Annotated in this window: 20 protein-coding genes; 4 read left to right on the forward strand and 16 right to left on the reverse strand. The window is 67.2% G+C overall.

Annotation, left to right across the window (positions count from 1 at the left end; translation table 11 throughout):
- Positions 1-10 precede the first annotated feature (10 nt).
- From ACAW63_RS05535 to ACAW63_RS05585, 11 genes are all read right to left on the reverse strand, one after another.
- Positions 11-1,060 (reverse strand): chemotaxis response regulator protein-glutamate methylesterase, encoded by a 1,050-nt coding sequence (locus tag ACAW63_RS05535; protein WP_371232238.1) that lies wholly within the window; start codon positions 1,058-1,060, stop codon positions 11-13.
- An 11-nt stretch (positions 1,061-1,071) separates the two neighbouring features.
- On the reverse strand, positions 1,072-1,653 hold the full coding sequence (gene cheD / locus ACAW63_RS05540) for a chemoreceptor glutamine deamidase CheD (protein WP_371232240.1): 582 nt from the start codon (positions 1,651-1,653) through the stop codon (positions 1,072-1,074).
- A 1-nt stretch (position 1,654) separates the two neighbouring features.
- Positions 1,655-2,497, reverse strand: coding sequence for a CheR family methyltransferase (locus tag ACAW63_RS05545; RefSeq protein WP_371232242.1), 843 nt, complete (start codon positions 2,495-2,497; stop codon positions 1,655-1,657).
- 321 nt (positions 2,498-2,818) lie between these two features.
- On the reverse strand, positions 2,819-5,233 hold the full coding sequence (locus ACAW63_RS05550; RefSeq protein WP_371232244.1) for a methyl-accepting chemotaxis protein: 2,415 nt from the start codon (positions 5,231-5,233) through the stop codon (positions 2,819-2,821).
- Between the two features lie 40 nt (positions 5,234-5,273).
- A complete protein-coding gene (locus tag ACAW63_RS05555; protein WP_371232246.1) occupies positions 5,274-5,759 on the reverse strand; it encodes a chemotaxis protein CheW in 486 nt (161 codons plus the stop codon).
- On the reverse strand, positions 5,746-7,599 hold the full coding sequence (locus ACAW63_RS05560; protein WP_371232248.1) for a chemotaxis protein CheA: 1,854 nt from the start codon (positions 7,597-7,599) through the stop codon (positions 5,746-5,748). Before ACAW63_RS05560 ends, ACAW63_RS05555 begins: the two co-directional genes overlap by 14 nt.
- Positions 7,600-7,610: 11 nt before the next feature.
- The gene (locus ACAW63_RS05565) at positions 7,611-7,976 is read right to left on the reverse strand and encodes a response regulator (RefSeq protein ID WP_275609582.1); all 366 of its coding nucleotides are present in this window, start codon (positions 7,974-7,976) and stop codon (positions 7,611-7,613) included.
- A 138-nt stretch (positions 7,977-8,114) separates the two neighbouring features.
- Positions 8,115-9,314 (reverse strand): methyl-accepting chemotaxis protein, encoded by a 1,200-nt coding sequence (locus tag ACAW63_RS05570; protein WP_371232249.1) that lies wholly within the window; start codon positions 9,312-9,314, stop codon positions 8,115-8,117.
- Between the two features lie 300 nt (positions 9,315-9,614).
- Entirely contained in the window at positions 9,615-11,225 is a 1,611-nt protein-coding gene (locus tag ACAW63_RS05575; RefSeq protein WP_371232251.1) for an arylsulfatase, read from the reverse strand.
- A gap of 125 nt (positions 11,226-11,350) precedes the next feature.
- On the reverse strand, positions 11,351-12,178 hold the full coding sequence (locus ACAW63_RS05580; RefSeq protein ID WP_371232253.1) for an ABC transporter ATP-binding protein: 828 nt from the start codon (positions 12,176-12,178) through the stop codon (positions 11,351-11,353).
- Entirely contained in the window at positions 12,175-13,782 is a 1,608-nt protein-coding gene (locus ACAW63_RS05585) for an ABC transporter permease (RefSeq protein ID WP_371232254.1), read from the reverse strand. Before ACAW63_RS05585 ends, ACAW63_RS05580 begins: the two co-directional genes overlap by 4 nt.
- A 248-nt stretch (positions 13,783-14,030) precedes the next feature.
- Here ACAW63_RS05585 and ACAW63_RS05590 point away from each other — a divergent pair, with 248 nt between their 5' ends.
- A complete protein-coding gene (locus ACAW63_RS05590) occupies positions 14,031-15,089 on the forward strand; it encodes an ABC transporter substrate-binding protein (RefSeq protein WP_371232255.1) in 1,059 nt (352 codons plus the stop codon).
- A 1,122-nt stretch (positions 15,090-16,211) separates the two neighbouring features.
- Here the strand turns inward: ACAW63_RS05590 and ACAW63_RS05595 are convergent.
- Entirely contained in the window at positions 16,212-17,120 is a 909-nt protein-coding gene (locus tag ACAW63_RS05595) for a LysR family transcriptional regulator (protein WP_371232257.1), read from the reverse strand.
- A 334-nt stretch (positions 17,121-17,454) separates the two neighbouring features.
- Between ACAW63_RS05595 and ACAW63_RS05600 the strand changes: the two genes are divergently transcribed.
- The 3 genes from ACAW63_RS05600 to ACAW63_RS05610 all read left to right on the forward strand — a co-directional run bounded on the left by ACAW63_RS05600 (position 17,455) and on the right by ACAW63_RS05610 (position 21,785).
- Positions 17,455-19,851 (forward strand): TonB-dependent receptor, encoded by a 2,397-nt coding sequence (locus ACAW63_RS05600; protein ID WP_371232259.1) that lies wholly within the window; start codon positions 17,455-17,457, stop codon positions 19,849-19,851.
- A 56-nt stretch (positions 19,852-19,907) separates the two neighbouring features.
- Complete coding sequence (locus ACAW63_RS05605) at positions 19,908-20,813, forward strand: TauD/TfdA dioxygenase family protein (RefSeq protein ID WP_371232261.1); 906 nt, start codon at positions 19,908-19,910, stop codon at positions 20,811-20,813.
- An 81-nt stretch (positions 20,814-20,894) separates the two neighbouring features.
- A complete protein-coding gene (locus tag ACAW63_RS05610; RefSeq protein WP_371232262.1) occupies positions 20,895-21,785 on the forward strand; it encodes a TauD/TfdA dioxygenase family protein in 891 nt (296 codons plus the stop codon).
- A gap of 74 nt (positions 21,786-21,859) precedes the next feature.
- Here ACAW63_RS05610 and ACAW63_RS05615 read toward each other — a convergent pair whose 3' ends face one another.
- The 4 genes from ACAW63_RS05615 to ACAW63_RS05630 all read right to left on the reverse strand — a co-directional run bounded on the left by ACAW63_RS05615 (position 21,860) and on the right by ACAW63_RS05630 (position 26,698).
- On the reverse strand, positions 21,860-23,218 hold the full coding sequence (locus tag ACAW63_RS05615) for an 8-oxoguanine deaminase (protein WP_371232264.1): 1,359 nt from the start codon (positions 23,216-23,218) through the stop codon (positions 21,860-21,862).
- Positions 23,219-23,368: 150 nt separating this feature from the next.
- On the reverse strand, positions 23,369-24,052 hold the full coding sequence (locus tag ACAW63_RS05620) for an SDR family oxidoreductase (RefSeq protein ID WP_371232266.1): 684 nt from the start codon (positions 24,050-24,052) through the stop codon (positions 23,369-23,371).
- A gap of 227 nt (positions 24,053-24,279) precedes the next feature.
- Positions 24,280-25,587, reverse strand: a complete 1,308-nt coding sequence (locus tag ACAW63_RS05625; RefSeq protein ID WP_371232267.1) for an MFS transporter — start codon at positions 25,585-25,587, stop codon at positions 24,280-24,282.
- Positions 25,588-25,900: 313 nt separating this feature from the next.
- Positions 25,901-26,698 (reverse strand): helix-turn-helix transcriptional regulator, encoded by a 798-nt coding sequence (locus ACAW63_RS05630; RefSeq protein WP_371234582.1) that lies wholly within the window; start codon positions 26,696-26,698, stop codon positions 25,901-25,903.
- Positions 26,699-26,738: the final 40 nt, after the last annotated feature.

Below are 26,738 nucleotides of genomic sequence, written 5' to 3' on the forward strand. Positions count from 1 at the left end.
TCGTGCGCTACTAGACGCGATTTCCGCCACCGCTCTGTCGAGCCTGGTGCAGGAGGGCTGCGGCGATGCGTTCCAGCGGCAGCACTTCCTTCGCCGCGCCCAGCTCCACCGCCTCGCGGGGCATGCCGTAGACCACGCAGCTGGCTTCGTCCTGGGCGACGGTGTGGCCGCCGGCCTGGCGGATCGCCAGCAGGCCCCGCGCGCCGTCCTTGCCCATGCCGGTGAGCAGGGCCGCCAGCAGGTTGCGCCCGGCGCAGCGGGCGAGGGAGTCGAACATCACGTCCACCGCGGGCCGGTGGCCGTTGACCGCCGCCTCGTGCTGCAGGTGTACCACGTAGTTGGCGCCGCTGCGGCGCACTTCCATGTGGAAGTCGCCGGGGGCGATGAGCACATGGCCGGGGAGGACCCGGTCGCCGTCCCGGGCCTCGCGCACGGACAGTCGGGTCTGGCGGTCCAGGCGTTCGGCATAGGATCTGGTGAAGCCCGGCGGCATGTGCAGGGTGACCACGGTGCCGGGGCAGTCCGGCGGCAGCCCCAGCAGCACTTCCTTGATCGCCTCGGTGCCGCCGGTGGAGGCGCCGATGGCGATGATCTTCTCGGTGCTCAGCAGCGGCCCGCCGGCCGCGACGCTCGCTCCGGCCGTGGCGCTGGGCCTGCGCATCCGCGCGCGGGCGGCGGTCTTGAGCTTGGCGCGGATTTCCTCGGTGTAGGCCTGCATGCCTTCGGCAATGCCCAGGCGCGGCTTGGCGATGAAGTCGATGGCGCCCAGCTCCAGGGCGCGCAGGGTGGCTTCGGAGCCTTTCTCGGTGAGCGAGGAGATCATCAGTACCGGGGTCGGCCGGCCCTTCATCAGCTTGTCGAGGAAGGTCAGGCCGTCCATGCGCGGCATTTCCACGTCGAGGGTGATCACGTCCGGCGAGTGCTGCTTGATCAGGTCGCGGGCGGCGAAGGCATCTGGCGCCAGGCCCACCAGTTGCAGCTCCGGGTCGCCCTGGATGATGTCCTTGAGCAGGCTGCGGACCAGCGCCGAATCGTCCACCACCAGAACCCTGACCGCCATGACGTCCTCCTTCAGAACAGGTCGATGGTGCCGCCGCGAGCCTGCCGCGACAGTTGCTGGCGGTACTGTCGCTCGCGCTGCAACAGCGTGTCGTTGGCCAGCGCGCGCAGTTTGCGCACCAGCACCCGGCCGCTGCCGGGGAAGTAGTAGACCTTGCGCGGGTGCACGTCGAGCAGGTCCTGGGCGAGCACGGGAATGCCCTCGGCGCTCAGGTAGTCGAGGACGAATTCGACGTTGCGCTGGCCCACTTCGGCGCTGAGGTTCTGCAGCACCGAGCCGCCGCCGAACACCTTGGCCTCGAAGTTCCGGCGCTGTGCGCCGCGGCGCATCAGGCCGTTGATCAGCAGGTCCATGGCGTGCACGCCGTAGCGCCCGGAGCTGGTCAGCAGGCTGTTGGCGCCGGTGTCGCCGGGCAGCATGAAATGGTTCATCCCGCCCAGGCCCAGGCTGCGGTCGCGCAGGCAGACCGAGACGCAGGAGCCGAGCACGGTGACGATCATCAGTTCCTCGTCGGTGACGAAGCATTCGCCGGGCAGCAGTTTGACCGCGTCCAGGCCGAAGCGCGGATCGTAATAGCGGTTGAGTTGGCTCATCTCAGGCGGGTCTCGCCGCCTGGTAGGTGGTGCGGCCCACCGAGCGCACCAGGTGGGCGGCGTGGACGAAGTTCTCCGAGTGCCCGGCGAACAGCAGCCCGCCGGGCCGCAGCAGGGCGACCATGCGTTCGAGCAGGCGGGTCTGGGTCGGCTTGTCGAAGTAGATCATCACGTTGCGGCAGAAGATCGCGTCGAGCCCGCCGGCGATGCCCCAGTTGGCGTCCAGCAGGTTGATCTGGCGGAACTCCACCAGTTGCCGCAGCTCGCCGACCACCCGCGCCTTGCCGGCGTTGGCGCCGGTGCCGCGGAGGAAGAAGCGCCGCTTCTGCGAGGTGCTCAGTGCTTCCAGGCGCTCCAGCGGGTAGATGCCCTGGCGGGCGCTGTGCAGCACGCCGGTGTCGATGTCCGAGGCGACGATCTGCACCGGCGGGGTGAAGCTGCCCAGGGCGTCCACCAGCGTCATGGCGATGGAGTAGGGCTCCTCCCCCGTACTCGATGCGGCCGACCAGACGCGCAGCGGGCGGTGGTCGAGCAGCTGCTCGTCGGCGAAGCGCGCCAGGTGTTCGAAGTGGTGGCGCTCGCGGAAGAAGGCGGTGAGGTTGGTGGTCAGCGCGTTGACGAACAGTTGCCACTCTTCCTCGTGGTTCTCCAGGTAGGCGAAGTACTCGGCGAAGCTGTTCAGCCGCAGGCTGCGCAGACGCCGGGACAGGCGGCTGTAGACCAGTTGTTGCTTGTTCTCCGAGAGGCTGATGCCGGCGTGCCGGTACAGCCGTTCGCGCACCTGCTGGAAGTCGCGGCGGGTGTAGTGGAATTCGTGGTCGGGGGCGGGCAGGTTGATCGACATCGTCAGTCTCGATGGTGAGCAGCTTGCGTAGGGCGGATAACGCCCGTGGCGTCATGCGCCCTACTGGAGTTGTAGGGCGTACAACCGTTCGCGGTTGTACGCCGATACACCGTACTCATCGTCGGCGTTATGGCTGAGCCCTGAGCGCCGTGAAGCCGCGACTGCGTGACCGAGCCCGGAGTGCCTGGGGTCAAGATCAAACGGCGTATAACGTCGAACGTTATACGGTCTACGCTTACGACTCATCTCCGACCCTCCCTGGTCAACACGCGGCAACCGGCCCTCCCATTGCTCCGGTCGCCGCCGTCCCTGCCCCGCCCACTAGAACTCTTCCCAATCCTCCTCCTTGCCCTTGGCCCGCACCGCCTTGGCCACCCCGCGCGAGGCGCGGGTACTGTGGGCCGGCGCCTCGGTCCGCGCCGGGCGGGCGGCAGCCAGGGGCACCACGGTGGCCGAGGTGTCGAGCTTGAACACCGAGACCGACTGGTTGAGCAGCCCGGCCTGTTCCTGCAGGGCTTCTGCGGAGGCCGCGGCCTCTTCCACCAGGGCGGCGTTCTGCTGGGTCATCTCGTCCATCTGCGATACCGCGCCATTCACTTCCTCGATGCCGCTGCTCTGCTCGGCACTGGCCGCGGCGATCTCGGCCATGATGTCGGTGACGCGCTTGATCGCCACCACGATGTCGCTCATGGTCTGGCCGGCCTGGGCCACCAGGGTGTTGCCGTTCTCCACCTTGTCCACCGAGTCGTTGATCAGCGTCTTGATCTCCTTGGCGGCGGCGGCGGAACGTTGCGCCAGGGTGCGTACTTCCCCGGCCACCACCGCGAAGCCACGGCCCTGCTCGCCGGCACGGGCGGCTTCAACCGCGGCGTTCAGTGCGAGGATGTTGGTCTGGAAGGCGATGCCGTCGATCACCCCGATGATGTCGGCGATCTTGCGTGCCGAGTCGTTGATGGCGGACATGGTGCCCACCACCTTCTGCACCACGTTGCCGCCCTCGGTGGCGACTTCCGAGGCGTTCACCGCCAGCGAGTTGGCCTGGCGGGCATTCTCGGCGTTGAGCTTCACGGTGCTGGTCAGCTCTTCCATGCTGGAAGCGGTTTCTTCCAGGCTGGAGGCCTGCTGCTCGGTGCGGGTGGACAGCTCGGCGTTGCCGCTGGCGATCTCGCTGGCGGCGGTGTGGATGGTATCGGCGGCCTCGCGGATCTGCCCGAGCATGCGCGACAGGCTCTGCGCAGTCTCGTTGGAGTAGTCCTTGAGCTCGCCGAAGGTGCCCTGGTAGTCGGCGTCGATGCGCTGGGTGAGGTCGCCCTGGGACAGCGCGGCGAGCATCCGGGTGACGTCGCGCAGGCCCTTGTCGGCGGTGTCCACCAGTTGGTTGAGGCCGCTGGTGAGGTTGAGGAGGAAGCCGGATTTGCCCTCCTCGGCGATGCGCCTGGAGAAGTCGCCCGCGGCGGCGGCATTGACCAGTCCGGCCACCTCGCGCTCGACGTTCACTTCCAGCGTGCGGTCGTTCCATTCCACCACCGAGCCGAGGCGCTCGCCGGTTTCGCTCATGACCGGGTTGGCCACCAGGCCGAAGGTGCGTCCGCCGACTTCGATCTGGGTACGGAAGGTGCTGGTGAAGGTGGCGAGCAGGCGCTGCTGGTGCTCGGGATGCTTGTGGAACTGGTCGATCGAGCCGCCCATCAGCTTGTTCACCGAGAAGTTCGGCAGTGCCTTGCGCAGATCGGCCTCGGCATTCTGCAGCATGGCGGTGACGGTCTTGTTCATGTAGATGATGTTGCGCTCGCCGTCGGCGATCATCACGTTGGTGCTGCAGTTGTCCAGGGCGCTCTTGATCCGCGCGTTCTCCCCGGCGATGCGTTGCTCGCGCTCGCGGGCGGCCAGCTGCTCGGTGATGTCCTGCCACTCCACCACGGCGCCGAGGCGTTCGCCGGCTTCGTTGATCACCGGGTTGGCCACCACGGTGAGCGTGCGCCCGCCCAGCTTGATCTTGGCCTCGTAGGTGCCCGTCAGACGGTCCAGCAGGCCGCGCTGGTGTGCCGGTTGCTTGTGGAAACGGTCGATGCTGCCGCCGAGGATGTTGCTGGCGCGGAAGTCCGGCAGCTCCTTGCGGATATCGGCTTCGGCAGCCAGGAACATCTGCCCCACCGCCTGGTTCATGTAGACGATGTTGAAGTCGCGGTCGGCGATCATCACGTTGGCGGTGACGTTGTCCAGCGCGCTCTTGAGTCGCACGTTGTACTCGGCGGCTTCGGCGGAAGCCTTGAGGCTGGCGCGCACGCCGTCGATGGCCTCGGTGATCACCGCCTTCTTGCCCGGCAGGCGGTCCATCTCCACGCTGAGGTCGCCACGGCCGTAGGCGGTGACGGTGGAGACGACCTTCATCTTCACCGCGATGTGCGCGGCGACCAGGTCGTTGATGCCCTTGGCGATGCGCGCCTGGCGGCCACCGAGCCTGTCGGCGGGGATCACTTCGTCGATCCAGCCCAGCTCGTGCTGGCGGGTCATTTCCACCAGGCCGGCCTCCAGGGCCTCGTTCTGCGCCAGCTCCGCGCGCTGCTCGCGCAGGGTGCGCTGCACGTTGCGCAGGCCGTCGTAGAGGCGCTCGTAGCCGGGCGCGGGAGCCTCGCCGATGGCGACATCGAGGTTGCCGTCGACCAGGCTGTGGAGAATCGCGGTGATGCGGTCGGCGCGCTGCTGCGCCACGGCGTGTGCGTTGAACAGACCCATTGTCGTTATCCTCGGCTCATTCTTTTTGGTCGTGTGGCAGTCAGGCGGCGGCTTCATCGACCAGCGCCATCTCGCGGCTGGTCATGAGTTTTTCGATGTCCACCAGGATCAGCATCCGCTCGCCCGCGGTGGCCAGGCCGAGCAGGTATTCGGTATCGAAGCTGGCGGCGAACTCCGGCGGCGGCTTGATCTCCTCGCCGGACAGGGCGATCACGTCGGATACCGAGTCCACCACCGCGCCGACGATGCGCCGGCCGACGTTGAGGATGATCACCACGGTGAACTGGTCGTAGCTGATGTCGTCCAGGTTGAATTTGATGCGCAGGTCGACGATGGGCACGATGGCGCCGCGCAGGTTGATCACGCCCTTGATGAAGGCGGGGGCGTTGGCGATCGCGGTGACCTGGTCGTAACCGCGGATCTCCTGCACCCGCAGGATGTCGATGGCGTACTCCTCGCGGCCCAGGGTGAAGGTCAGGTATTCCTGCGCGGGGCTGGTCGCTGCGCTGGCTTCAGTGGCGCTCATGAAGGCTTTCTCCTTGTGCCGCCAGGCGCGGCAGCGCGTCGACATCGAGGATCAGGGCGACGCTGCCGTCGCCCATGATGGTGGCGCCGGCGATCCCGTCGATCCGGCGGAAGTTCTGTTCCAGGCTCTTGATCACCACCTGCTGCTGGCCGACCAGTTCGTCCACCTGCAGGGCGAAGCTCTTGCCCTCGGATTCGAGGATCACCACGATCGCCTGTTCCGGCGGCAGGGGCGTGGCGTCGATGTGCAGCAGTTCGTGCAGGGAGAACAGTGGCAGGTACTCGCCGCGCACGCGGATCACCGCCGCCTCGTCGCCGGCCATGCCGCGCACGTCGTCGGCGCGGGCCTGCAGCGACTCGACGATGTAGGTCAGCGGGATCACGTAGTTGACCTTCTCCACCGCGACGATCAGGCCGTCGAGGATGGCCAGGGTCAGCGGCAGGCGGATGCACAGGCGGGTACCCATGCCGGGGGCCGAGTCGATCTCGATGCGCCCGCCCATGGCCTGGATGTTGCGCCGTACCACGTCCATGCCGACGCCGCGCCCGGAGAGCTCGGTGACGGTCTCGGCGGTGGAGAAGCCGGGCATGAAGATCAGCTGCCAGACCTCGGCGTCGGCCATCGAATCCTGCACCGCCATGCCCTTCTCGCGGGCCTTGGCGAGGATGCGCTCGCGGGACAGGCCGCGGCCGTCATCGGAGATTTCCACCACCACGCTGCCGCCCTGGTGGCTGGCGGCGAGCTTCACCGAGCCCTGGGCCGGCTTGCCGGCGGCCAGGCGTTCGGCGGGCGTCTCGATGCCGTGGTCGATGCTGTTGCGCACGATGTGGGTGAGCGGGTCGCTGAGCTTTTCGATCACGCTCTTGTCCAGCTCGGTGTGCTCGCCCTGGAGGATCAGTTCCACCTGCTTGCCCAGGCGCGCCGAGGTGTCGTGCACCAGGCGCGGGAAGCGGCTGAAAATGAAGCTGATCGGCAGCATGCGGATCGACATCACCGATTCCTGCAGGTCGCGGGTGTTGTGTTCCAGCTGCGCCAGGGCCTGCTGCAGACGTTCGTAGTGGCTGGGGTCGAGGTCTTCGCTGAGCTGGCTGAGCATGGCCTGGGTGATCACCAGCTCGCCCACCAGGTTGATCAGGCTGTCGATCTTCTCGACGCTGACCCGGATCGAGCTGGACTCACCCTCGCTGCGGCTGTCCGCGCGCGTCGCCGCCACGGGCTTGGCCGGGGCTGGCGCGGGCACGGGAGTGGGTGCGGCGGGGGTCTCGCTGGCGGCGCCGGGCGAACCCGGTGCATCGTCGAAGAAGCCGAAGTCTTCACCGGCAGGCGTGGCCGAGGGCGTACCTGGCGCGTCATCGAAGAAGCCGAAGGCGTCGTCGCTGGCGGCGGTCGCCCCAGGCGTGCCGGGGGCGTCATCGAAGAAACCGAAGCCGTCGTCGGTCGGCGCATTCGAAGGCTCCGCCAGCCAGGCGCGCAGGCGTTCCACCGTGGCCTGCACCGGCACGCTCGGGTCCGGGCTCTGGTCGCGGTGGGCGTCGAGCAGACGCTGCAGCACGTCGCGGGCTTCGAGGAACACCCCGATCATCTCCGCGCGCAGGGCGGTCTGCCCGCAGCGGATGCGGTCGAGCAGGGTTTCCAGCTCGTGGGTGACGGCGGTCAGGTCGTCGAAGCCGAACATGCCGCTGGAGCCCTTGATCGAGTGGGCTGCGCGGAAAATCCCGTTGAGCGCCTCGGCGTCCGGCTGATCGAGGTCGAGCCCGATCAGCAGGAGTTCGAGGGTGGCCAGGTGTTCGTCGGTTTCCTCGAAGAACACCTGGAGGAATTGCTCCATACCGGTAGCCATTGAGGGTTCCCCTACGGCAGGACCTTGCGGGTCACTTCCAGGAGCTTGGGCGGGTCGAACGGCTTGACCAGCCAACCGGTGGCGCCGGCGCTCTTGCCCTGCTGCTTCATGGCGTCGCTGGATTCGGTGGTCAGCATGAGGATCGGCACGCTGCGGTAGCCGGCCATGTCGCGCAGGCTGCGGATCAGCGAGAGGCCGTCCATGTTCGGCATGTTCTGGTCGGTGAACACCAGGTTGTAGGTCTTGCGCTGGGCCTTGCCCAGGCCGTCCTTGCCGTCCACGGCCTCGTCCACGTCATACCCGGCGGACTTGAGCGTGAAGCTCAGCATCTGCCGGATCGAGGCCGAGTCGTCGACGATCAGAATCTGCTTTCCCATTGCGTGACTTCTCCTTGCTCCAGGGGACTGCATTCGGGGGTGTCGGTGGGCGTCAGCCCACCAGGGCGATGTTTGCCAGGTACTCGATGATCGACTGCAACATGTCCTGCCTCCTTCGCACCCGTTGGCCGGGCGCATTCAGAACAGCTCGACTTCCCCAGCGCTGAGGCTGGTCTGCGCCACCGGGTTGCTCAGCGGACGGCCGAGTTCGGCGACTTCCGTTCGCAGCCGCTCGCCCCATTCGCGGGGCTCGCGGCCATCCAGCGTGCCGAGGCCGACGGCCAGCGCGCCGAGCCGCGCGCTGTGCTTGCCGATCTGCCCCAGCAACTGGCTGCTCATGTCCTGGAATTGCAGGGCGGTGACCGCCGCGTTGACGCCGTCGCCCACTTCCAGGGAAATCCGGTCCAGCTCCTGCACCACCTTGACGGTGTGCTGGTTCATCGCGTCGAGGTCGTCGAGCATGCTCTGGATCTTCTGGCGCGAGTCCAGGGCGAAGGACATGTCCTTGTCGGCCAGCTGGGCGATGGCGCCTTCGGCATCCTTGATCTCGTGGTAGACCACGTCGACGTGTTCGCGGATGGCTTGCGAGAAGTGCGTGGAGCGGGTGGACAGCGCGCGCACTTCATCGGCCACCACGGCGAAGCCGCGACCGCTCTCACCGGCGCGGGCGGCCTCGATGGCGGCGTTCAGGGCCAGCAGGTTGGTCTGCTTGGCGATGGCGTCCATGTCCTGGGTGGATTGCAGGATTTCCGCGATCTTGTGGGTGACGCGGTCCATGCGCTCCACCAGCTGTTGCGAGGTGCGGCTGGTTTCCAGGGTCGCCTCGACGAACAGCCCGAGGGTTTCCTGGGTGGCGTGGATGAAGCGCTGGAAGTCGATGTCGTCGTCCAGGTGGCCGCGTCCGTCGTAGCGCTCGATCAGCGAGTGGGACAGGCCGCGCTGGGTATCGATGCGTTCGGCCAGGCCGTGGAAGCTGTCGGTGAGCTGACCGATGGCGTGGTGCAGGATGCTGTCGATCTGGTGGGTGTGGCCGTTGAGACTGGAGAGGTGGTTTTCCATGGCGTCCTGCAGCGGGCGCCACTGCGGCAACTGCTCGCTGTCCAGGCTCACCTGCTGCGCGCTGGCCGGCGCCTGGGCGGGGCCGGTCAGCAGGGTGCCCAGGGCCAGGCTGGAGAGCCAGCCCACCGGCAGCAGTATCCAGATCGGCACACCTACCCAGCAGAGCCCGGCTACCAGGGCCCAGGGCAGCGACTGGAGGATCAGGCGTTTCGGCCACAGCGGGCCGCCGGCCTGATCGACAGGCGAATCGAATCGGGTATCGCGCATGCTGCACTCCATTGCCGAGCGCCAGGAAGGTAGGCCACGCGGCTGCTGAGATAGGTCCTGAGCAGTACGTCGGCCTGGCTTCTTAAAGCTAGAGTGTCGTTGGATGATGTCAAATTGACGCTAGTTTGTCGGCGGCCGGCAAGGGGCCTTGATTTAGATGGATTTTTGCGTGGAGGGCCGTTGGTCGCGCTTTGCATCCGGCGACGGACGGTAGTCTGGAAGCCCCGTATCCCGGGGGCTCCAGGTGTTTTTTGGGTGGCAAAACGGGTCGGGACTGGCATTGCGTGCCAGCCCGATTTTCCCGTCGAGGGTTCAGCGCGCGAGGAACGGCGGCGGTGCGTCGATCACTCCGGTTTCGTTGACGTACTGCTTGTAGTGTTCGATCAGCGCTTGCAGCTTTTCCGGCTGGCGCGTAGCCAGGTCCTGGGTCTCGCCGGGGTCGCTGGCCAGGTCGTAGAGCTGCCAGGTGGCCGGGCCGACCGGCGCCGGCAGGTACACCGCCTTCCAGTCGCCCTGGCGTATGGCGCGCATGCCGAACAGCTCCCAGCCGGTGACGGTCTTCTCGTCGTGGGCCTGCTCGGTCTCGCCCGACAGCCAGCCCAGCCACGACTTGCCGCGCACCTCGGCCACGTCGCGGCCGCGCCAGCGCTTGCCGGGGTGGCGCACGCCGGCGAGGTCGAGAAGGGTCGGGGTGATGTCCATCACCGTGGAGAAACCGTGGCTGATCTCGCCCTGGCGCTTGAGCTGCGGGTAGCGCACCAGCGCCGGCACGCGGATGCCGCCTTGCGTGGTGAAGGCCTTGTACAGCCGCGACGGCGCGGTGGCCGCCTGCGCCCAGCGCGGGCCGTACCAGATGTAGGAATTGGCGCGACCGATGTTCTCCAGGCTGTTGTCGTAGTGCTGGTCGAGGAAGCTCAAGAGGTCCGGGCCGAAGCGCGGGAAGGCTTCCAGCAGTGCGCCCTCGGCGCCGTTGTCGGACATGAACAGGACGAAGGTGTTGTCCAGTTCGCCCTGCTGGCGCAGGTAGTCGACGACGCGGCCGACGTTCCAGTCCAGGCGCTCGACCATCGCCGCGTAGACCTCCATGGCCCGCGCCGATTTCGCCTTTTCCTCGTCGCTGAGCTGCGCCCACTCCTTGCTGATCGCCAGTACCGGATGCGCCTTCACGTCGGCGTCGATCAGGCCCAGCGCCTTGAGCCGCTCCAGGCGCTCCAGGCGCAGCGCCTCGGGGCCGGCGTCGTAGCGGCCCCGGTACTTGTCGACCACCTCCCTGGGCGCCTGCAGTGGCCAGTGCGGCGCGGAGAAGGGCAGGTAGGCGAAGAACGGCCGGCTCTGGTCGCGCTCCTTCAGGTACTGGATCAGCTTGTCGCCGAAGGCATCGGAGGAATAGAAGTCCGCCGGCAGCTCCTCGATGAACCGGTCGTCCTCGACGTACAGCGCCGGCGTGCTCTTGAGGATGCGCGGCGTGGTCTCGTCGTAGGGCGGCTCGAAACCGTAGTGGTTGGCGGCGCCGGGCAGCAGCGAGAAGGAGCGCTCGAAACCGCGCGCGTGGGGCGCCTGTTCCAGCTTCAGGCCCAGGTGCCACTTGCCGGCCATCAGCGTCTGGTAACCGGCCTCGCGCAGCAGTTCGGGCAGGGCCACCACGCGGTCGTTGAGGTAGCCCTCGTAGCCCGGCTTGCCTTCCAGCTCCGGGGTCAGCGCCTCGGCCATGGTGCCGATGCCGGCGATGTGGTGGTCGGTGCCGGTGAGCAGCATCGAGCGGGTCGGCGAGCAGGTCGGCGCGGTATGGAAATCGGTCAGGCGCAGGCCGTCGAGGGCCAGGGCGTCGAGATTCGGGGTGGAAATCTCGCCGCCGAAGGCGCCGAGGTCGGAGAAGCCGAGGTCATCGGCGACTATGACGAGGAAGTTGGGGCGTTTGCTCATGGTCGGACTCGGTAGGTTGGCTTTTCGTAGGAGCGAGCTTGCTCGCGAACCGCTCCGCAGCGGGGTTTGTTCGCGAGCAAGGACTGGGCGTCCCCCTCGTTCCTACAAGGGCGGGGTTCTTTGAATCAGCAGGCAATGAACTCGAACGGCAGGTCCTCGACCCGCCTGGGCTGCGGCGCGACGTAATCGCCATCGCCGGTCAACTCGTGCAGCAACGCCTCGCGCAGGCGCAGGAAATCGAAGCCGCCGCGCTCGCGCGGATGCGCCAGCGGCACCTCGACGATCCGCTTGATCCGCCCCGGCCGCGGCGCCATCACCACCACGCGGTCGGCGAGGAACAACGCCTCCTCCACGTCATGGGTGACCAGCACGGTGGTGATCCGCTCGCGCTGGCGGATGCGCAGCAGCTCTTCCTGCAACTGCTGGCGGGTGAGGGCATCGAGGGCGCCGAAGGGCTCGTCCAGCAGCAGGATGCGCGGGCTGGCCACCAACCCCCGGGCGATGGCCACGCGCTGCGCCATGCCGCCGGAAAGCTGGTGCGGGTAGGCCCGCTCGAAGCCCTTCAGACCCACCAGCTGCAGGTAGTCGGCGACCTTGCTGGCCTTGCCGGTGGTGCTCAGCGGTTCGTTGACCAGGCCGAGTTCGATGTTCTGTTCCACCGTCAGCCAGGGGAACAGGCGGTGTTCCTGGAAGACGATGCCGCGCTCGCCGCCGATGCCGTCGATGGGTTTGCCGGCGATGCGGATCTCGCCCTGGAACTCGCGGTCCAGGCCGACCAGCAGGCGCAGCAGGGTCGACTTGCCGCAGCCGCTGGCGCCGACGATGGCGATGAACTCGCCCTCGGCGATCTCCAGGTCGAAGCGTTCGATGGCCTGCAGCTCGCGGCCGTCCACGGGGAAGCGTTTGGCGACCTGGCGAAAGCTCACCAGAGCCTGGGAAGTGAAGGCGTTCATGCGTGTCTCCAGCGCGTCGTGCGCGCTTCGATGCGGTGTCCGAGGGCGGCGAGCAGGGCGCCGGTAAGGCCGACCAGCAACATGCCGGCGCCGACCAGGTCCATGCGGAACAGTTGCTGGGCGCCGATCATCAGGCTGCCGATGCCGCCGTTGGACGGCATGAAGTACTCGGCGCCGATGGTGCCCAGCCAGGCGTAGATCAGTGCCAGGCGGATGCCGGCGAACACCGAGGGCGCGGCTCCCGGCAGCACCAGTCGGCGCAGCCGCTGCCATGGCGACAGGCGCAGGGCGAGGGCCGCTTCGCTCAGTTGCGGCGGCAGGCTGGCGACGCCGCGCTGGGTGGCCAACAGCAGCGGGAAGAAGGCGGCCAGGCCGACGAACACCACCTTGGCCGTCTCGCCCAGGCCGAACCAGGCGGTGAGCAGCGGCACCCAGGCGAAGATCGCCACCTGCCGCAGCGCGGCGAAACTCGGGCCCAACAGGCGCTCGGCGGGACGCAGCAGGCCGAGCGTGAGACCCAGGGCGAAGCCCAGCGCGCCGCCCAGCAGCAGGCCGCCGAGGGTGCGCTTCAGGCTGGCCAGCAGCGCACCGGGCAGGCTGCCGTCGAGCAGCCCCTGCCACAGGGCGATGGCCACCGAGGCGGGGCTGGCGAGGATGGCCGGATCGACCCAGGTGAAGGCACTGGCGCCCTGCCACAGGGCGAGCAGCGCCAGCGGCAGCAGCCAGGGTTGCAGTCGTTGCCAGCCTTGCCCGCGTGCGCTGCGGCGCAGCTCACCGGCGGCCTGCTGCGGCCAGTGCAGCAGGCGCTTGTCCAGGGCCTGGAGGCCACGGTCCATGGCCGCGCCCACCAGGCCGATGACCAGGATGCAGACGAATACGGTGTCGAGCATGAACAGTTGGCGCGCCTGCACCATCAGGTAGCCGATGCCTTCGCTGGAGGCCAGCAGCTCCACGGCCAGCAGCGAGGTCCAGCCCTGCGCCAGGGCCAGGCGCACGCCGGTCAGGAATGAGGGCAACGCCGCCGGCAGGATCAGCCGCAACACCAGCAGGTGACGCGGCAGGCGCAGCACGGCGGCGGCCTCGCGCAGGCGCGGCTGGGCGTCGCGCACGCCGACCAGGGTGTGCAGGGTGACCGGAACGATCACCGCCTTGATCAGCACCACCAGCTTGAGCAGCTCGCCAATGCCGAAGAACAGCATGAACAGCGGAATCCAGGCCAGGGTCGGCACCTGCGCCAGGGCGCTGAAGGTCGGCAGGATCAAGCGCTCGGCGCGCCGGCTGAAGCCCAGCCAGGCGCCGAGGGCGGCCCCGCTGGCGATGCCGGCGAGCAGGCCCCAGGCCAGGCGCTTCAGGCTGATGCCCAGTTGCAGCCAGAGCTCGCCGCCCAGCAGCTCGCGGGCGGCCTGCAGCACCAGCTCCGGGGTCGGCAGAATCTGCGCCGACATCCAGTGCCGGTGGCTGGCGACCCACCACAGCAAGGCCAGGGCGGACGGCACCAGCCAGGGCAGCGCGCGGGAGGCCGAAACCCACGGCAGGCGCGGTGGAGCGAGCGCCGGACGGGGAGCGGGAAGGGCAAGGCCGGAGGGCTTTGTATTATTCTTCATTGGAATATGAAAAATCCAATCAATGCATTTATGAGCTAAGAAAGGTCATTTAAGGGAAGCCCTTCTGCCTCGGCCAATGCATTCGAGGAATATTTTTTATGCCGTCGGGGCATTCCCGCGCGGAGCCCGAGTGCGCCTGATTTAGGTCTTTCAGTTACTAAAAAATAAGTTTTTATTATTTTCTTTGCAGGCCAAGAGCTGCCTTTAGTGCCTCCCACGCATTCAACCCATTGCAGGAGGCAGGCGCCATGAAGGCCCTCATCCAACAGTTGCTGTCCCTCTTCGCCGCACCGGTGCTGGCCGGCCTGCTCGGCGCCTATCCGACCTTCACCCAGGCCGCGCCGGTAAAGGAAATCCGCATCGCCGTCCCCGACGTCAGCGCCGGCCCGAAGCCGTCCGGCGGCGGCATCGTCGACGTGCTCACCACCCGCCAGTTGCTGGAAAAGGAATTCGCCGCCGACGGCATCGCCATCAAGTGGACCTTCTTCAAGGGCGCCGGCCCGGTGATCAACGAAGCCCTGGCCAACGACCAGGTGGACTTCGCCTATCTCGGCGATCTCGCGGCGATCATCGGCAAATCCAGCGGGCTGGACACCCGCCTGCTGGCCGCCACTGCGCGCGACGTCAATCACTACCTCGGGGTGCAGCCGGGCTCGGACATCAAGTCCCTGGCCGACCTCAAGGGCAAGCGCGTGGGGATCTTCCGCGGCACCGCGAGCCAGCTGTCGTTCGACAACGCCCTGGCCAGCGCCGGGCTTTCCGAGAAGGACCTGAAGGTGATCAACCTCGACTTCAGCGCCGCGCTGGCGGCCCTGGCGGCCAAGCAGATCGACGCCACCTGGGGCCTTGCCGGGCTGTTCGCCCTGCGCGAGAAGGGCCTGGCAGACATCGTCCTGAGCACCCACGACCTCGGCGGCGCCGGCACCCTGCAGGCGGGGCTGGTGGGTAACGGCGCGTTCGTCGACGCCCATCCCGACCTCACCGAGCGGCTGCTGAAGGTGCAGTTGCAGGCGGTGCAGTGGGCCAGCGCCGAGGCCAACCGCGATGCCTACATTGACCTGGTGTCGAAGCAGGCCAACTACCCGGCGGTGATCTTCCGTAGCGAGTATCAGGATCGTGGGCTGGCGGAGGTGTTGTCGCCGAAGCTGGATGCGGGGTTCCTGGCGAAGCTGGATGCGTCCATCCAGGCCGCGAAGCGCTACGGGTTGATCCGGCGGGAGTTCAAGGCGGCGGATTGGGCGAAGCCGGAGTTGCAGGCGGCCGCGGGCAAGCAGATCGCCGGGCAGCCGGTGGCGGCGATCCAGTGACGCAGGGCGCCTGTCGCGGACAGGAAGCACCGCTCTCGTAGGAGCGGACTCTGTCCGCGATGCTTTTTGTTGGGTGTTCAGCGCCGCTTCGGCGTGTTCGGGGAGATTTTGTTTCGCCCCCTCGGGCGACCCACTTTGGCAAACGACCCAAAGTGGGCAAAGGTCTTGCCCCATCATCCGGGTCCCGCTTCGCGGGACTGATTCGCTTCGCTCACCCTTTGGGCCAGCCTTTGGCTGTTACTTCGCTGCGCTTCGTTTCCCTCGCTCCATCGAAGTTTCAGGGGCTCGCCGCGAAGGGCCATCCCTGGCCCATCGCGGCTCTCGCGGCATCCATGTCGCTCAACCCCTGAAACTCCGATTCCACTCGGCCTCCTGAAGGGGCGCTCCGGTGCGTGTGGATATTTCTCTGGAAACCGCTTTTTGTAGGAGCGAGCTTGCTCGCGAACCGCCCAACTTCAATGTGACCGGGAAAATCTGTTCGCGAGCAAGCTCGCTCCTACGAAGAGCAGCCCGCACGTGGAATCTATCCTGTAGGGCAAAGCGCAGCGTTATCCGCCGTGATGGGTATCTCCTCGCTCCACACCATCCTACGAAGAGCAATCCAGCATGAAGCAGCCAAAGTCCCAGGCGCGCGCAGAGTCCCGTCAGGAGGCCGAGTGGAGGTATTGCGCAGAGGGGCGAGCGGCATGGATGCCGCGAGAGGACTAGGCGTCCCCGCTAAGAGGGCCAGGATGGCCCTTGTACGCCGACCCTCGGAGCAATACCGGAAGGAGGGAAACGGAGCGAAGCGAAGTAACAGCCGAAGGCTGACCCGAAGGGTGAGCGAAGCGAATCACCCCCGGCGAAGCCGGGGCCGGATGTCGGGACGGGCCTTTTTGGTTCCTTTTGGGGCCCCAAAAGGGACTCGCCCGAGGGGGCGAAACAAAATCTTTCAGCACACGCCGAAGTGGCGCTGGAACACCCATACCCCACAACGGCGAATAACGCCTTCGGCGTTATCCGCCCTACGAAAAGCAAGAGCATCGCGGACGGAGTCCGCTCCTACGGGGCTCGCGGTATCGATTGGTTTTTACTGTACTGGGACGACATGCCCCGCTTGGTCACCGACGGCCTCCAGCGGCGTCACGCCGCCTCCCCATCCAACTCCACCAGCAACTCGATCATCGCCCGCGCCGCCGCCGAGAGGCGGTCGCCGGTGCGGGTGACGATGCCGCAGCGGGCCTGGAGGATGTCGACGTTGGCCGGCAGGTTGCGGAAGTACAGGCGCACCAGCTCGCCACGGGCCATGGGCTCGCTCACCGCTTCCTCGACGGCGATGCCGATGGCCTCGGTCTGGCTGACGATGCGCACCAGGGAGGCCATGTCCTCGCACTGGATGTTGGCGGTGACGTCGATCTTGCCGCTCAGGTTCGCCAGCATCTTGCGCGCGCTGGGCGGGATCAGGGTGGCGGCCAGCGGGTAGGCGAACATGTCGTTGGTGGAAAGGCTCTCCTTGGCCAGCAGCGGGTGCCCCTGGCGGCAGAAGAACAGGCCGTTGCGCGGCCTGAGCGGGCGGGTCTGGAAGTTGGGGTCGGCCTCGAAGTGGCGGATGTCGGCGACGAAGAATTCGATCTCCTCGCGGCTCAGGTTGCGCGCCAGGCGTTCCCAGTTGTCCACCCCGAACTGGATGTGCAGGCGTGGGTAGCGCCGGACGAACTGCGCCACCGCATCGGACACCAGCTTCTGCGCTGGTGCCGGCCCACAGCCGAAGCGCAGCTCGCCCGAATCCAGTTTGTTCAGCTGGGCGATGGCGTGGCTCAGGTTGCTCGCGCCCTGCACCAGGCTCAACGCATGCTGCAGCACCACCTGGCCCTCGGGGGTGGGGCGCAGCTCCTTGCTGGCGCGGTCCACCAGGCGGCAGCCCAGTTCCTGTTCCAGGCCCTGGATGCTGCGGCTGAAGGCCGGCTGGGTGATGCCCATGGCGTCGGCGGCACGGACGAAACTCCGGTGTTCGTTGAGGGCGATGAAGTACCGCAGTTGGCGCAGATCCATGATGCATTTCCGGCATTGAAAATAGTGGGCAAAGGCATTTGCCCCAGGGGATGCGCTGGTTTTAAATGCAAGCTCTTATTCCGTCAATGAAGAATAAAACTTAAATCTATTCTTTTAAGAAATAAGAATATGCATGAGACCAGGAGCCGCCCGATGCATGTCTTGAGCCGCCCGCCTTGCCGAATGTGCCGTTGCTGCGGCCGTCCGCGCTGCCGCTGACCGCCCCGCCGCCCTGACGCGGCGTCATCCCGAATCACTGAGCTGCCGTTCGCCGCGCTGACGCGGTGCGGCCCCCTTTTGCCCGCGCACTTCGCGGTCGCCCAAGGAATCACCCATGAGTTCGAGACAGCACTTCCCCTCCATCGCCCCGCGCCGGCTGCGTGCGCCGGACTACGCCGTCATCCTGCTGCTGGCCCTCGGTGGCGCGCTGCCGGTCCTCGCCGACGAGCAGGACGAGGACACGACCACTGCGACCACCGCCGTGGCGCCCGCCACCAAGTCCACCAAGGCTGAGCCCGCCAAGGCCGATGCGACCCTGGGCAAGGTCACCGTCACCGCCCGCCGCCGCGAGGAGGACTCGCAGAAGGTGCCGACGCCGATCACCGTGCTCGGCGGCGAGACCCTGGAAAGCCAGCGCATCTACAAGGTGCAGGACCTGCAGCAGGTGCTGCCGAGCGTCAACGTCGCCTTCATCCATGCGCGCCAGTCGAGCATCGCGGTGCGCGGCATCGGCAACAACCCGGCCAGCGACGGCCTGGAAGGCAGCGCCGGGGTCTACCTGGACAACGTCTACCTCGGCCGCCCCGGCATGGCGGTGTTCGACCTGCTGGACATCGAGCAGCTGGAACTGCTGCGCGGCCCGCAGGGCACGCTGTTCGGCAAGAACACCACCGCCGGCGTGCTGAACATCAGCACCCGCGCGCCGACCTTCAGCCCCGAGCGCAGCGTCGAGGTGTCCGGTGGCCAGGATGGCTACTTCCAGGGCAAGGGCACCGTGTCCGGCGCGCTGACCGAGACCCTGGCCGGGCGCGTGTCGGCCTACCGCACCCGCGACGACGGCTACATCAAGAACGTCTACGACGACAACGACCTCAACGGCGGCGCGCGCCAGGGCATCCGTGGCCAGCTGCTGTTCAAGCCCAACGACGACTTCGACCTGCGCTGGATCAACGACTACAACGAGGAGGACTCCAGCAACGGCAGCATGGTGGTGTACGGCGCCGCCGACCGCTTCTGGCAGCGCGCCGCCGCCGTGGGCGCCTCGCCGATCCGCGACCCGGACCGGCACAAGGTCAACATCAACGGCCGGCAGAACGTCAGCGTGCACCAGGGCGGCAGCTCGGTGGAGGCCAACTGGAACCTCGATGGCGGCTTCAAGCTGACCTCCATCAGCGCCTACCGCTACTGGCACTTCACCCCGGCCAACGACGAGCAGCTCAACGTCTCGGCGATCAACAACACCGGCGTGGAAGTCCACGACCGCCAGTTCTCCCAGGAAATCCGCCTGGCTTCGCCCACCGGCGGCGCCTTCGACTACGTGCTCGGCGCCTACGCGTTCAACCAGAACCTGGGCAACAAGACCTTCACCGATTACGGCCCTCTGGCCGACCAGTACCTGCTGGGCACCAACCTCAACGCGCTGAACGACACCTACACCAAGGCCAACGGCAAGATCGAGACCGACAGTTTCGCGCTGTTCTCCCAGGGCACCTGGCACCTTACCGACAAGCTGGATTTCACCGCCGGCCTGCGCGGCACCTATGAGGAAAAGGCCGCCAAGGTCGAACGTTTCGCCCCCGTGGGCGGCGCGCCGGTCACCGGCGCGGGCGCGGTGGTGCGGCGCAACCAGCTGGGCGCCTACGATTCGGGCGACCTCAGCCTGTACAGCTTCGCTCCCTCGGCGCTGCTGAGCCTGAGCTACCAGTTCAGCGATGACCTGCTGGGCTACGCCTCGCTGTCCCACGGCGAGAAGTCCGGCGGGGTGAACCTGGCCGTGGCCAGCGCGCCGACTGCCGGGGCGGATTCCCTGCTGGTCGGCCCGGAGCGCGCCAACGATGCCGAACTGGGGATCAAGTCGACCCTGTTCGACAACCGCCTGCAGCTCAACACCAATATCTTCTGGACCGGCATCCACGGCTACCAGGCGACCACCCTGTACCAGCCGCCGGGCTCGACCCAGCTGGTCTCGGTGCTCTCCAACGCCGGCAGCGTGCGCTCGCGCGGCCTGGAGTTCGAAGCCACGGCGTTGCCCGTGCGCGGCCTGACGCTGAACTTCAACGGCTCCTACAACGACGTCACCTACCTGTCGTTCAAGGACGCCCCGTGCCCGGCGGAGGTCTCCACCAAACCCGGCGCGCCGGCCACCTGCGACCTCACCGGCGAGGACGTGGTGGGCGCCTCGAAGTGGATCGCCAACCTCAACGGCGAATACACCTGGAACCTCGACGACGGCGTCCGCCCCTACGTGACCGGCAGCTACGCCTACCGCTCCGAGGCCGAAGGCACGCTGGACAACTCCGACCTCTCGAAGATCGACGGCTACGGCCTGGTGAACCTTTCCGCCGGCCTGCGCAAGGACATCGGTGACGGCCAGCTGGATGCCTCGATCTGGCTGAAGAACGCCTTCGACAAGGACTACTACCTGGCCGCCTTCGCCAGCATCAACGGCTCCTACACCGCCTCGGTGGGGCAGCCGCGCACGCTGGGCGCCTCGGTCCGTTACGACTTCTGATCCCACTCCCGCGTCGGCAGCGGCGCGGTCCATTGCCAAAGCAAGAGGACTTCGACATGAGCAACGCAGCACAAGTCATTCCGCAACCGGGCATCGAACTCGACATCCATCCGGTGGCCGGCCGCATCGGCGCCGAAATCCGTGGCGTGAGCCTTTCCGGCACGCTCGACGCCGCCACCGTCGAGGCGATCCAGGCCGCCCTGGTGAAGCACAAGGTGATCTTCTTCCGAGGCCAGGGCCAGCTCGACGACGCGGGCCAGGAAGCCTTCGCCCAACTGCTCGGCGAGCCGGTGGCGCACCCCACTGTGCCGGTGGAGAAGGGCACCCGTTACCTGCTGGAGCTGGACGGCGCCCAGGGCCGACGCGCCAACTCCTGGCACACCGACGTGACCTTCGTCGAGGCCTATCCCAAGGCCTCGATCCTGCGCAACGTCGAAGCGCCCGAGGCCGGCGGCGACACCGTGTGGGCCAACACGGCGACCGCCTACGACGACCTGACGCCGGAACTGAAGGCGCTGGCCGATTCGCTCTGGGCGGTGCACAGCAACGAGTACGACTATGCCGGCATCCGCCCGAACGCCGATCCGGCGCGCCTGGAGGAATACCGCAAGGTGTTCACCTCGACCCTCTACGAAACCGAGCACCCGGTGGTGCGCGTGCACCCGGTCAGCGGCGAGCGGACGCTGCTGCTGGGGCACTTCGTCAAACGCCTCAAGGGACTCTCGCAGCATGACTCGGCGCACCTCTTCGCGGTGCTGCAGAGCCACGTCACCCGCCTGGAGAACACCGTGCGCTGGCGCTGGCAGCCGGACGACGTGGCGATCTGGGACAACCGCGCGACCCAGCACTATGCCGTGGACGATTACGGCACCCAACCGCGCATCGTGCGCCGCGTGACCCTGGCCGGCGAAGTGCCGGTGGGCATCGACGGGCAGCGTAGCCGGACGATCAGGAAGGTTTGACCAGGGCCCCTCACCCCGCCCTCTCCCTCTGGGAGAGGGCGGGGTGAGGGCCGCATCGCACGGACTCACAGGAAAGTACCCATGACCCAATCCACCGCCCTCAAGCAATCCACCCCCGAACCCTTCGCCATCGTCCCCCTCGACGCCCCGCTGGGTGCTGAGGTGCGTGGCCTGGACGCCCGCGAGCCGCTGACCCCGGAGCAGATCCTGGCGATCAAGCAGGCCCACCGCGACCACCACATTCTGATCTTCAAGAACCAGCAGCTCGACGACGAGCAGTACCTGCGCTTCGCCACTCTGTTCGGCGCGGTGTTCCAGCCGCCGGCGGACGTACCGGTGCTCTCCTCCGGCGCCGACGGCAAGGCGCCGGACATCGTCAAGGTGGCCAATACCGGCGACGGCGAGCTGGGCAATTTCGCCCTGCCGGCCCACGTCGATCACCAGTGGACGCCAGTGCCATCGTCCGGCTCCTTCCTCTACGCGCTGGAGGTGCCGAAGACCGGTGGCGAAACCCTGTTCACCAACCTGGCGCGCGCCTACGAGACACTGGACGAGGCGACCCGCGCCGAGATCGATCCGCTCAAGCTGATCAACTACAACCCCTTCATCCGTCTCAAGAACGGCGGTTACAACGGCGGCTTCGTACGCTACCGCACGCCGGACATCGAGCCGATCCAGGGCACCGAGCACCCGCTGGTGCGCACCCATCCGGAGAGCGGTAAGCGTGTGCTGTTCCTCTCGGTGCACACCGAGGTGGAAATCCCCTGCCATGATCCGCGGCAGGGCGCGGCGCTGATCGAGCGGCTGCGCGAGCACCTGCAGCGGCCGGAGCTGAGCTACACGCACCGGTGGGAAGTGGGCGATATCGTCTGGTGGGACAACCAGGCCACGCTGCATGCGCGCAACGCGTTCCCGGCCAGCGAGCGGCGGCGCCTCAAACGCATCAGCCTGAGTGGTAGCCGTCCGTTTTGAGTGAGCAATGAGGCGCGGGGGAATGGCCGGCGACCTATCCGCCAGCCGTTCCGCCGCGCCTCACCAATTACGGCTTACAGGGTGCCGAGCAGCTTGCGCGCGGCCTGGGTGTGGTCGGCGATCAGGCGCTTGAGGTCGAGGCCTTCGACTTCGCCGTCGATGACCCGCCAGGTGCCGCCGATCATGATCCGGTCGGCCTTGTCGGCGCCGCACAGCAGCAGCGCCGAAAGCGGATCGTGGCTGCCGGAGAAGCGCAGTTCGTCGAGCTTGAACAGCGCCAGGTCCGCCTGCTTGCCCACGGCCAGTTCGCCAATGTCGCTGCGGCCGATGAGCTTGGCCGAACCCTTGGTCGCCCAGCCCAGCGCGCGTTCCGGGGTGATCTTCTCGGCGCCGTAGCGCAGGCGCTGGATGTACAGGGCCTGGCGGGCTTCGAGGATCATGTTGGAGGCGTCGTTGGAGGCCGAGCCGTCCACGCCGATACCCACCGGCGCGCCGGCTTCTTCCAGGGCCACGGTCGGGCAGATGCCCGAGGCCAGGCGCATGTTCGAGCTGGGGCAATGGCAGACGCCGGTGCCGGCCGCGCCCAGGCGCTGGATTTCCTCGTCGTTGAAGTGGATGCCGTGGGCCAGCCAGGTGCGCGGGCCGAGCCAGCCGACACTGTCCAGGTAGTCCACGGTGCGCTGGCCGAAGCGCTGCAGGCAGAAGTCTTCCTCGTCGAGGGTTTCGGCGAGGTGGGTGTGCAGGCGCACGTCTTCGCGCTCGGCCAGTTCGGCGCTGGCGCGCATGATTTCCGGGGTCACCGAGAAGGGCGAGCAGGGCGCCAGGGCGATCTGCACCTGGGCGCCGTCGCCGCGCTGGTGGTACTCGCGGATCAGGCGTTGGCTGTCGTCGAGAATGGCTTCGGCGCTCTGCACGGTCTGCTGCGGCGGCAGGCCGCCGTCGGCTTCGCCCAGGCTCATGGAGCCACGGGTGAGCATGGCGCGCATGCCCAGTTCCTGAAACACGCCGGCCTGCACGTCGATGGCCTGCTCCAGGCCATCGGGGAACAGGTAGTGGTGGTCGGCGGCGGTGGTGCAGCCCGAGAGCAGCAGCTCGGCCAGGGCCACCTTGGTGGCCACGCCCAACTGGTCAGGGGTCAGGCGCGCCCATACCGGGTAGAGGGTCTTCAGCCAGGGGAACAGCGGCTGGTTCACCACCGGCGCCCAGGCGCGGGTGAGGGTCTGGTAGAAGTGGTGGTGGGTGTTGATCAGGCCGGGCGTCAGCACGTGCTGGCTGGCGTCGAAGGTCTGCTCGCAGGGAGCCTTGGGCTGCTGGCCGGCGGCGACCAGTTCGACGATGCGGCCGTCCTGCACGACGATGCCGCCGCGGGCGTCCTGATCGTTGGCAGTGAAGACGGCGAGCGGATTGCGCAGCCAGAGACGGGTAGAAGGCATGAGTGATTCCTCGTTGGGCGGAGCCGCCGTGTGAGGCGAGCCGGCTCCATTGATGAGAGAGCCAGCTCAGTGTTCACCCTGTCTGCTGATCCAGGTTCGTTGACCCGGAGGTCAGACGTGGGCGCATGGTAACGCCGCCGGGACGCTTCGTCACCAGTCGATCGTCGTTCCCTGGTAGTCCAGGTAGAACTGGCCGCCACGGCCGGCGTGGGTTTCGACCTGATCGGCGAGGCCTTTCACGCTGGTCGGAACATCCAGCGGCGCGGCTTCGCCGCCCATGTCGGTGCGCACCCAGCCGGGGTGCAGGTTGAGCACGGTGATGCCGGTTTCCCCCAGTTCGGCGACGAAGCTGCGGGTCAGCGAGTTGAGCGCCGCCTTGCTCGCGCGGTACAGCGCCATGCCGCCGGATTCGTTACCGGCGACGCTTCCCAGCTCCGAGGTCATGAAGGCCAGCACGCCGCGTTCGCCGTCCAGGCGCGGCAGCAGGCGCTCGGCCAGGCGCAGCGGCGCCACGGCGTTGACCATGAACAGCTGGCCGATGTCGGCAAGGCTGGCGTCGATGGCCGACTGGTGCGGTGGGCCGTAGATGCCGGCGTTGATGAAGACGAGGTCGAAGTGCGCGCCGGCCAGGGCCTCGGCGAGGCGGTCCTGGGAGTGCACGTCGTCCAGCAGCAGCGGTTCGACGCGCACCGGCAGGTTGGCCAGCTCACCGGGGTGGACGACGTCGCGCACGGTGGCGGTGACGTCCCAGCCACGGTCCAGCAGTTCACGCACCAGGCCCAGGCCGAGGCCACGCGAGGCGCCGATGATCAGGGCGGATTTCGGGAGGGTCATGGCGGGGCTCCGGTGGGGAAGGGATAGGGAAGGATAACCCACGCCGCGAGGTACCAGCCCTTGTAGGAGCGAGCTTGCTCGCGAACGAGCCCCGCTGAGGAATCGGTTCGCGAGCAAGCTCGCTCCTACAAAGAGCAAACGCGCAAACGACAAGGCCCGGCATGAGCCGGGCCTTGTGGATAAAAAGCCCCGGAGAGTGTGCGCCGGGGCCAGGGCAAGTCGCCCAATCAGTCGGTGGTGATCTTCGAGTGCTTCTGGGTGTCCTTCATGGTCGCGTAGACCAGCAGCGAGCAGGCGATGCACGCGGTGACGTACCAGTAGAAGCCGCTCTCCATGCCGATGCTCTTGAACCACAGCGCCACGTACTCGGCGGTGCCGCCGAAGATCGACACGGTCAGCGCGTAGGGCAGTCCCACGCCCAGGGCGCGGATCTCGGTGGGGAACAGCTCGGCTTTGACCACGGCGTTGATCGAGGTGTAGCCGCTGACGATGACCAGCGCGGCCATGATCAGGAAGAACGCGCCCCACCAGGTGGTGACGGTGTGCAGGGTGCTGAGGATCGGGTAGGTGAAGACGGTGCCCAGCACGCCGAAGGCGATCAGGATCGGGCGGCGGCCGATCTTGTCCGACAGCGCGCCGACGATGGGCTGCAGCAGCATGAACAGGAACAGGGTGGCCGCCGAGATCATGGTCGAGTCGGTCTTGCTCATGCCCACCGTGTTCACCAGGTACTTCTGCATGTAGGTGGTGTAGGTGTAGAAGGCCAGGGTGCCGCCCATGGTCAGGCCGACCACGGTGAGCACTTCCTTTGGATGGCGCAGCAGGGCGCGGATCAGGCTTTCCTTGGGCTCTTCCTTCTTCCTGGTGAAGGACTCGGTCTCTTCCATGCCGCGACGCAGGAACATGGCCACGACCGCGCACAGCGCGCCGATGAAGAAGGGCACACGCCAGCCCCAGCTTTCCAGCTGCTCGGTGGTCAGGGTCTGCTGCAGCACGATCAGCACTGCCAGGGCGATGAGCTGGCCGGAGATCAGGGTCACGTACTGGAAGCTGGAGAAGAACCCGCGCTGTTCCTTGTTGGCCATCTCGCTCAGGTAGGTAGCGGACGTGCCGTACTCGCCGCCGACCGACAGGCCCTGCAGCAGGCGCGCGAGCACCAGCAGGATCGGGGCGCCGACGCCGATGGTTTCATAGCTGGGGGTCAGGGCGATGATCAGCGAGCCGAAGCACATCAGCAGGACCGAGGCCAGCAGCGCCGCCTTGCGGCCCTTGCGGTCGGCGTAGATGCCCATCAGCCAGCCGCCGATCGGGCGCATCAGGAAGCCCACGGCGAAGATCGCGGCAGTGTTCAGCAGTTGGGCGGTCATGTCGCCCTGGGGGAAGAATGCCTTGGCGAAGTACAGCGAGAAGGCGGCGTAGACATACCAGTCGTACCACTCGACCAGGTTGCCCACCGAGCCACTGAAGATCGACTTGATGCGCTGGGAAGTCGTACGAGGTGCGGCAGAAGCGGAGACGGCGCTTGCGCTATCCATGGGTATTCCTCTTGTCGTTGTTGTCGTCAGGCGTGCGGACTACGGAACGGCACGCCGGCGCGCCGCGAGGGCGGCGCAGTGAGCAGGGCGATAGCAGGCAGCGTGCCAAGGCGCGAAAGCCCCGTGGCAGAAGGGTTCCGGCGTTTCGAGAAGGTATTTGGGCAGGCGAAGGAATGCCGATGGGCGAGGGTGGTGAGCGGAAATCCGCCGATGTGAGGAGCCGTAGGATGGTGTGGAGCGAAGCGATACCTATCATTCCCGGCCGATGGGGATCGCAATCTCCACCCATCCGAGGAAAACGCTGCTGGATGCCCTACCGCTGCCGGAACAAGTCTCCGGGTGTAAACCCGAACAACCCCTTGAACGAGGCGATGTACGCCGAGGTGGAGTCATACCCGCAATCCAGCGCCGCGGCGGTGACGCTGTCGCCGGCCTCCAGCGAACCGAGCGAGGCGAGCAGGCGCTGGCGCTGGCGCCAGAGGCGGAAGGTCATCCCGGTCTCGCGCTGGAACAGCCGCGACAGGGTCTTCTCCGAGGTGCCGATGCGCTGCGCCCAGTCGCCCAGGGTCTGGTTGTCGGTGGGCTGGTCGATCAGCGCCTGGCACAGTTGCAGCAGTCGGCCCTCCTGCGGCATCGGCAGGGAGAAGGCGACTTCCGGCAGGGTGCGCAGCTGGTCCAGCAGCACCTCCACCAGCCGCGATTCGGGGCTGTCGCCCTGGGGATAATCCACCGGCAGCTCGCAGAAGCTCTTGATCAGCTCGCGGGCCAGCGGCGTCACTTCCAGCACCCGGCAGCGGTCCGGCGCCCATTCGCAGGCATCGTCGCGGATGTACAGGCTGCGCATCTCGGCCTGGGTCGAGGTCACCACCTCATGGTCGAGATAGGCCGGAATCCAGATCGCCCGCTGCGGCGGCGCGAAGAAGCTGCCCTCGGCGGTATGCACGCCGAGCACGCCGCTGATGGCGTAGGACAGCTGCACCCAGGCGTGATGGTGCTTGCTGGTCCAGGAACCGGCGCGCAGGCGCTCGGCGCGGGCGTAGACCGGCCGGGGCAGGCGTTCGAGCACCGGGATCAGGCGTTGCAGTTCGGGAGCTTGTCCTTTCATCGGTATATCTTGGGTGTATGTCGCTAGCTGACGAAGTCTGGCAGGG

This window comes from Pseudomonas sp. QE6 (assembly GCF_041379005.1).
In the GTDB taxonomy this organism is placed as follows: Bacteria; Pseudomonadota; Gammaproteobacteria; order Pseudomonadales; family Pseudomonadaceae; genus Pseudomonas.

Excerpts from the sequence above, each read along its gene's own strand:
- ACAW63_RS05535 (WP_371232238.1), bottom strand. The coding sequence starts at position 1,060 with ATGGCGGTCAGGGTTCTGGTGGTGGACGATTCGGCGCTGGTCCGCAGC.
- cheD (WP_371232240.1), bottom strand. The coding sequence starts at position 1,653 with ATGAGCCAACTCAACCGCTATTACGATCCGCGCTTCGGCCTGGACGCG.
- ACAW63_RS05545 (WP_371232242.1), bottom strand. The coding sequence starts at position 2,497 with ATGTCGATCAACCTGCCCGCCCCCGACCACGAATTCCACTACACCCGC.
- ACAW63_RS05550 (WP_371232244.1), bottom strand. The coding sequence starts at position 5,233 with ATGGGTCTGTTCAACGCACACGCCGTGGCGCAGCAGCGCGCCGACCGC.
- ACAW63_RS05555 (WP_371232246.1), bottom strand. The coding sequence starts at position 5,759 with ATGAGCGCCACTGAAGCCAGCGCAGCGACCAGCCCCGCGCAGGAATAC.
- ACAW63_RS05560 (WP_371232248.1), bottom strand. The coding sequence starts at position 7,599 with ATGGCTACCGGTATGGAGCAATTCCTCCAGGTGTTCTTCGAGGAAACC.
- ACAW63_RS05565 (WP_275609582.1), bottom strand. The coding sequence starts at position 7,976 with ATGGGAAAGCAGATTCTGATCGTCGACGACTCGGCCTCGATCCGGCAG.
- ACAW63_RS05570 (WP_371232249.1), bottom strand. The coding sequence starts at position 9,314 with ATGGAGTGCAGCATGCGCGATACCCGATTCGATTCGCCTGTCGATCAG.
- ACAW63_RS05575 (WP_371232251.1), bottom strand. The coding sequence starts at position 11,225 with ATGAGCAAACGCCCCAACTTCCTCGTCATAGTCGCCGATGACCTCGGC.
- ACAW63_RS05580 (WP_371232253.1), bottom strand. The coding sequence starts at position 12,178 with ATGAACGCCTTCACTTCCCAGGCTCTGGTGAGCTTTCGCCAGGTCGCC.
- ACAW63_RS05585 (WP_371232254.1), bottom strand. The coding sequence starts at position 13,782 with ATGAAGAATAATACAAAGCCCTCCGGCCTTGCCCTTCCCGCTCCCCGT.
- ACAW63_RS05590 (WP_371232255.1), top strand. The coding sequence starts at position 14,031 with ATGAAGGCCCTCATCCAACAGTTGCTGTCCCTCTTCGCCGCACCGGTG.
- ACAW63_RS05595 (WP_371232257.1), bottom strand. The coding sequence starts at position 17,120 with ATGGATCTGCGCCAACTGCGGTACTTCATCGCCCTCAACGAACACCGG.
- ACAW63_RS05600 (WP_371232259.1), top strand. The coding sequence starts at position 17,455 with ATGAGTTCGAGACAGCACTTCCCCTCCATCGCCCCGCGCCGGCTGCGT.
- ACAW63_RS05605 (WP_371232261.1), top strand. The coding sequence starts at position 19,908 with ATGAGCAACGCAGCACAAGTCATTCCGCAACCGGGCATCGAACTCGAC.
- ACAW63_RS05610 (WP_371232262.1), top strand. The coding sequence starts at position 20,895 with ATGACCCAATCCACCGCCCTCAAGCAATCCACCCCCGAACCCTTCGCC.
- ACAW63_RS05615 (WP_371232264.1), bottom strand. The coding sequence starts at position 23,218 with ATGCCTTCTACCCGTCTCTGGCTGCGCAATCCGCTCGCCGTCTTCACT.
- ACAW63_RS05620 (WP_371232266.1), bottom strand. The coding sequence starts at position 24,052 with ATGACCCTCCCGAAATCCGCCCTGATCATCGGCGCCTCGCGTGGCCTC.
- ACAW63_RS05625 (WP_371232267.1), bottom strand. The coding sequence starts at position 25,587 with ATGGATAGCGCAAGCGCCGTCTCCGCTTCTGCCGCACCTCGTACGACT.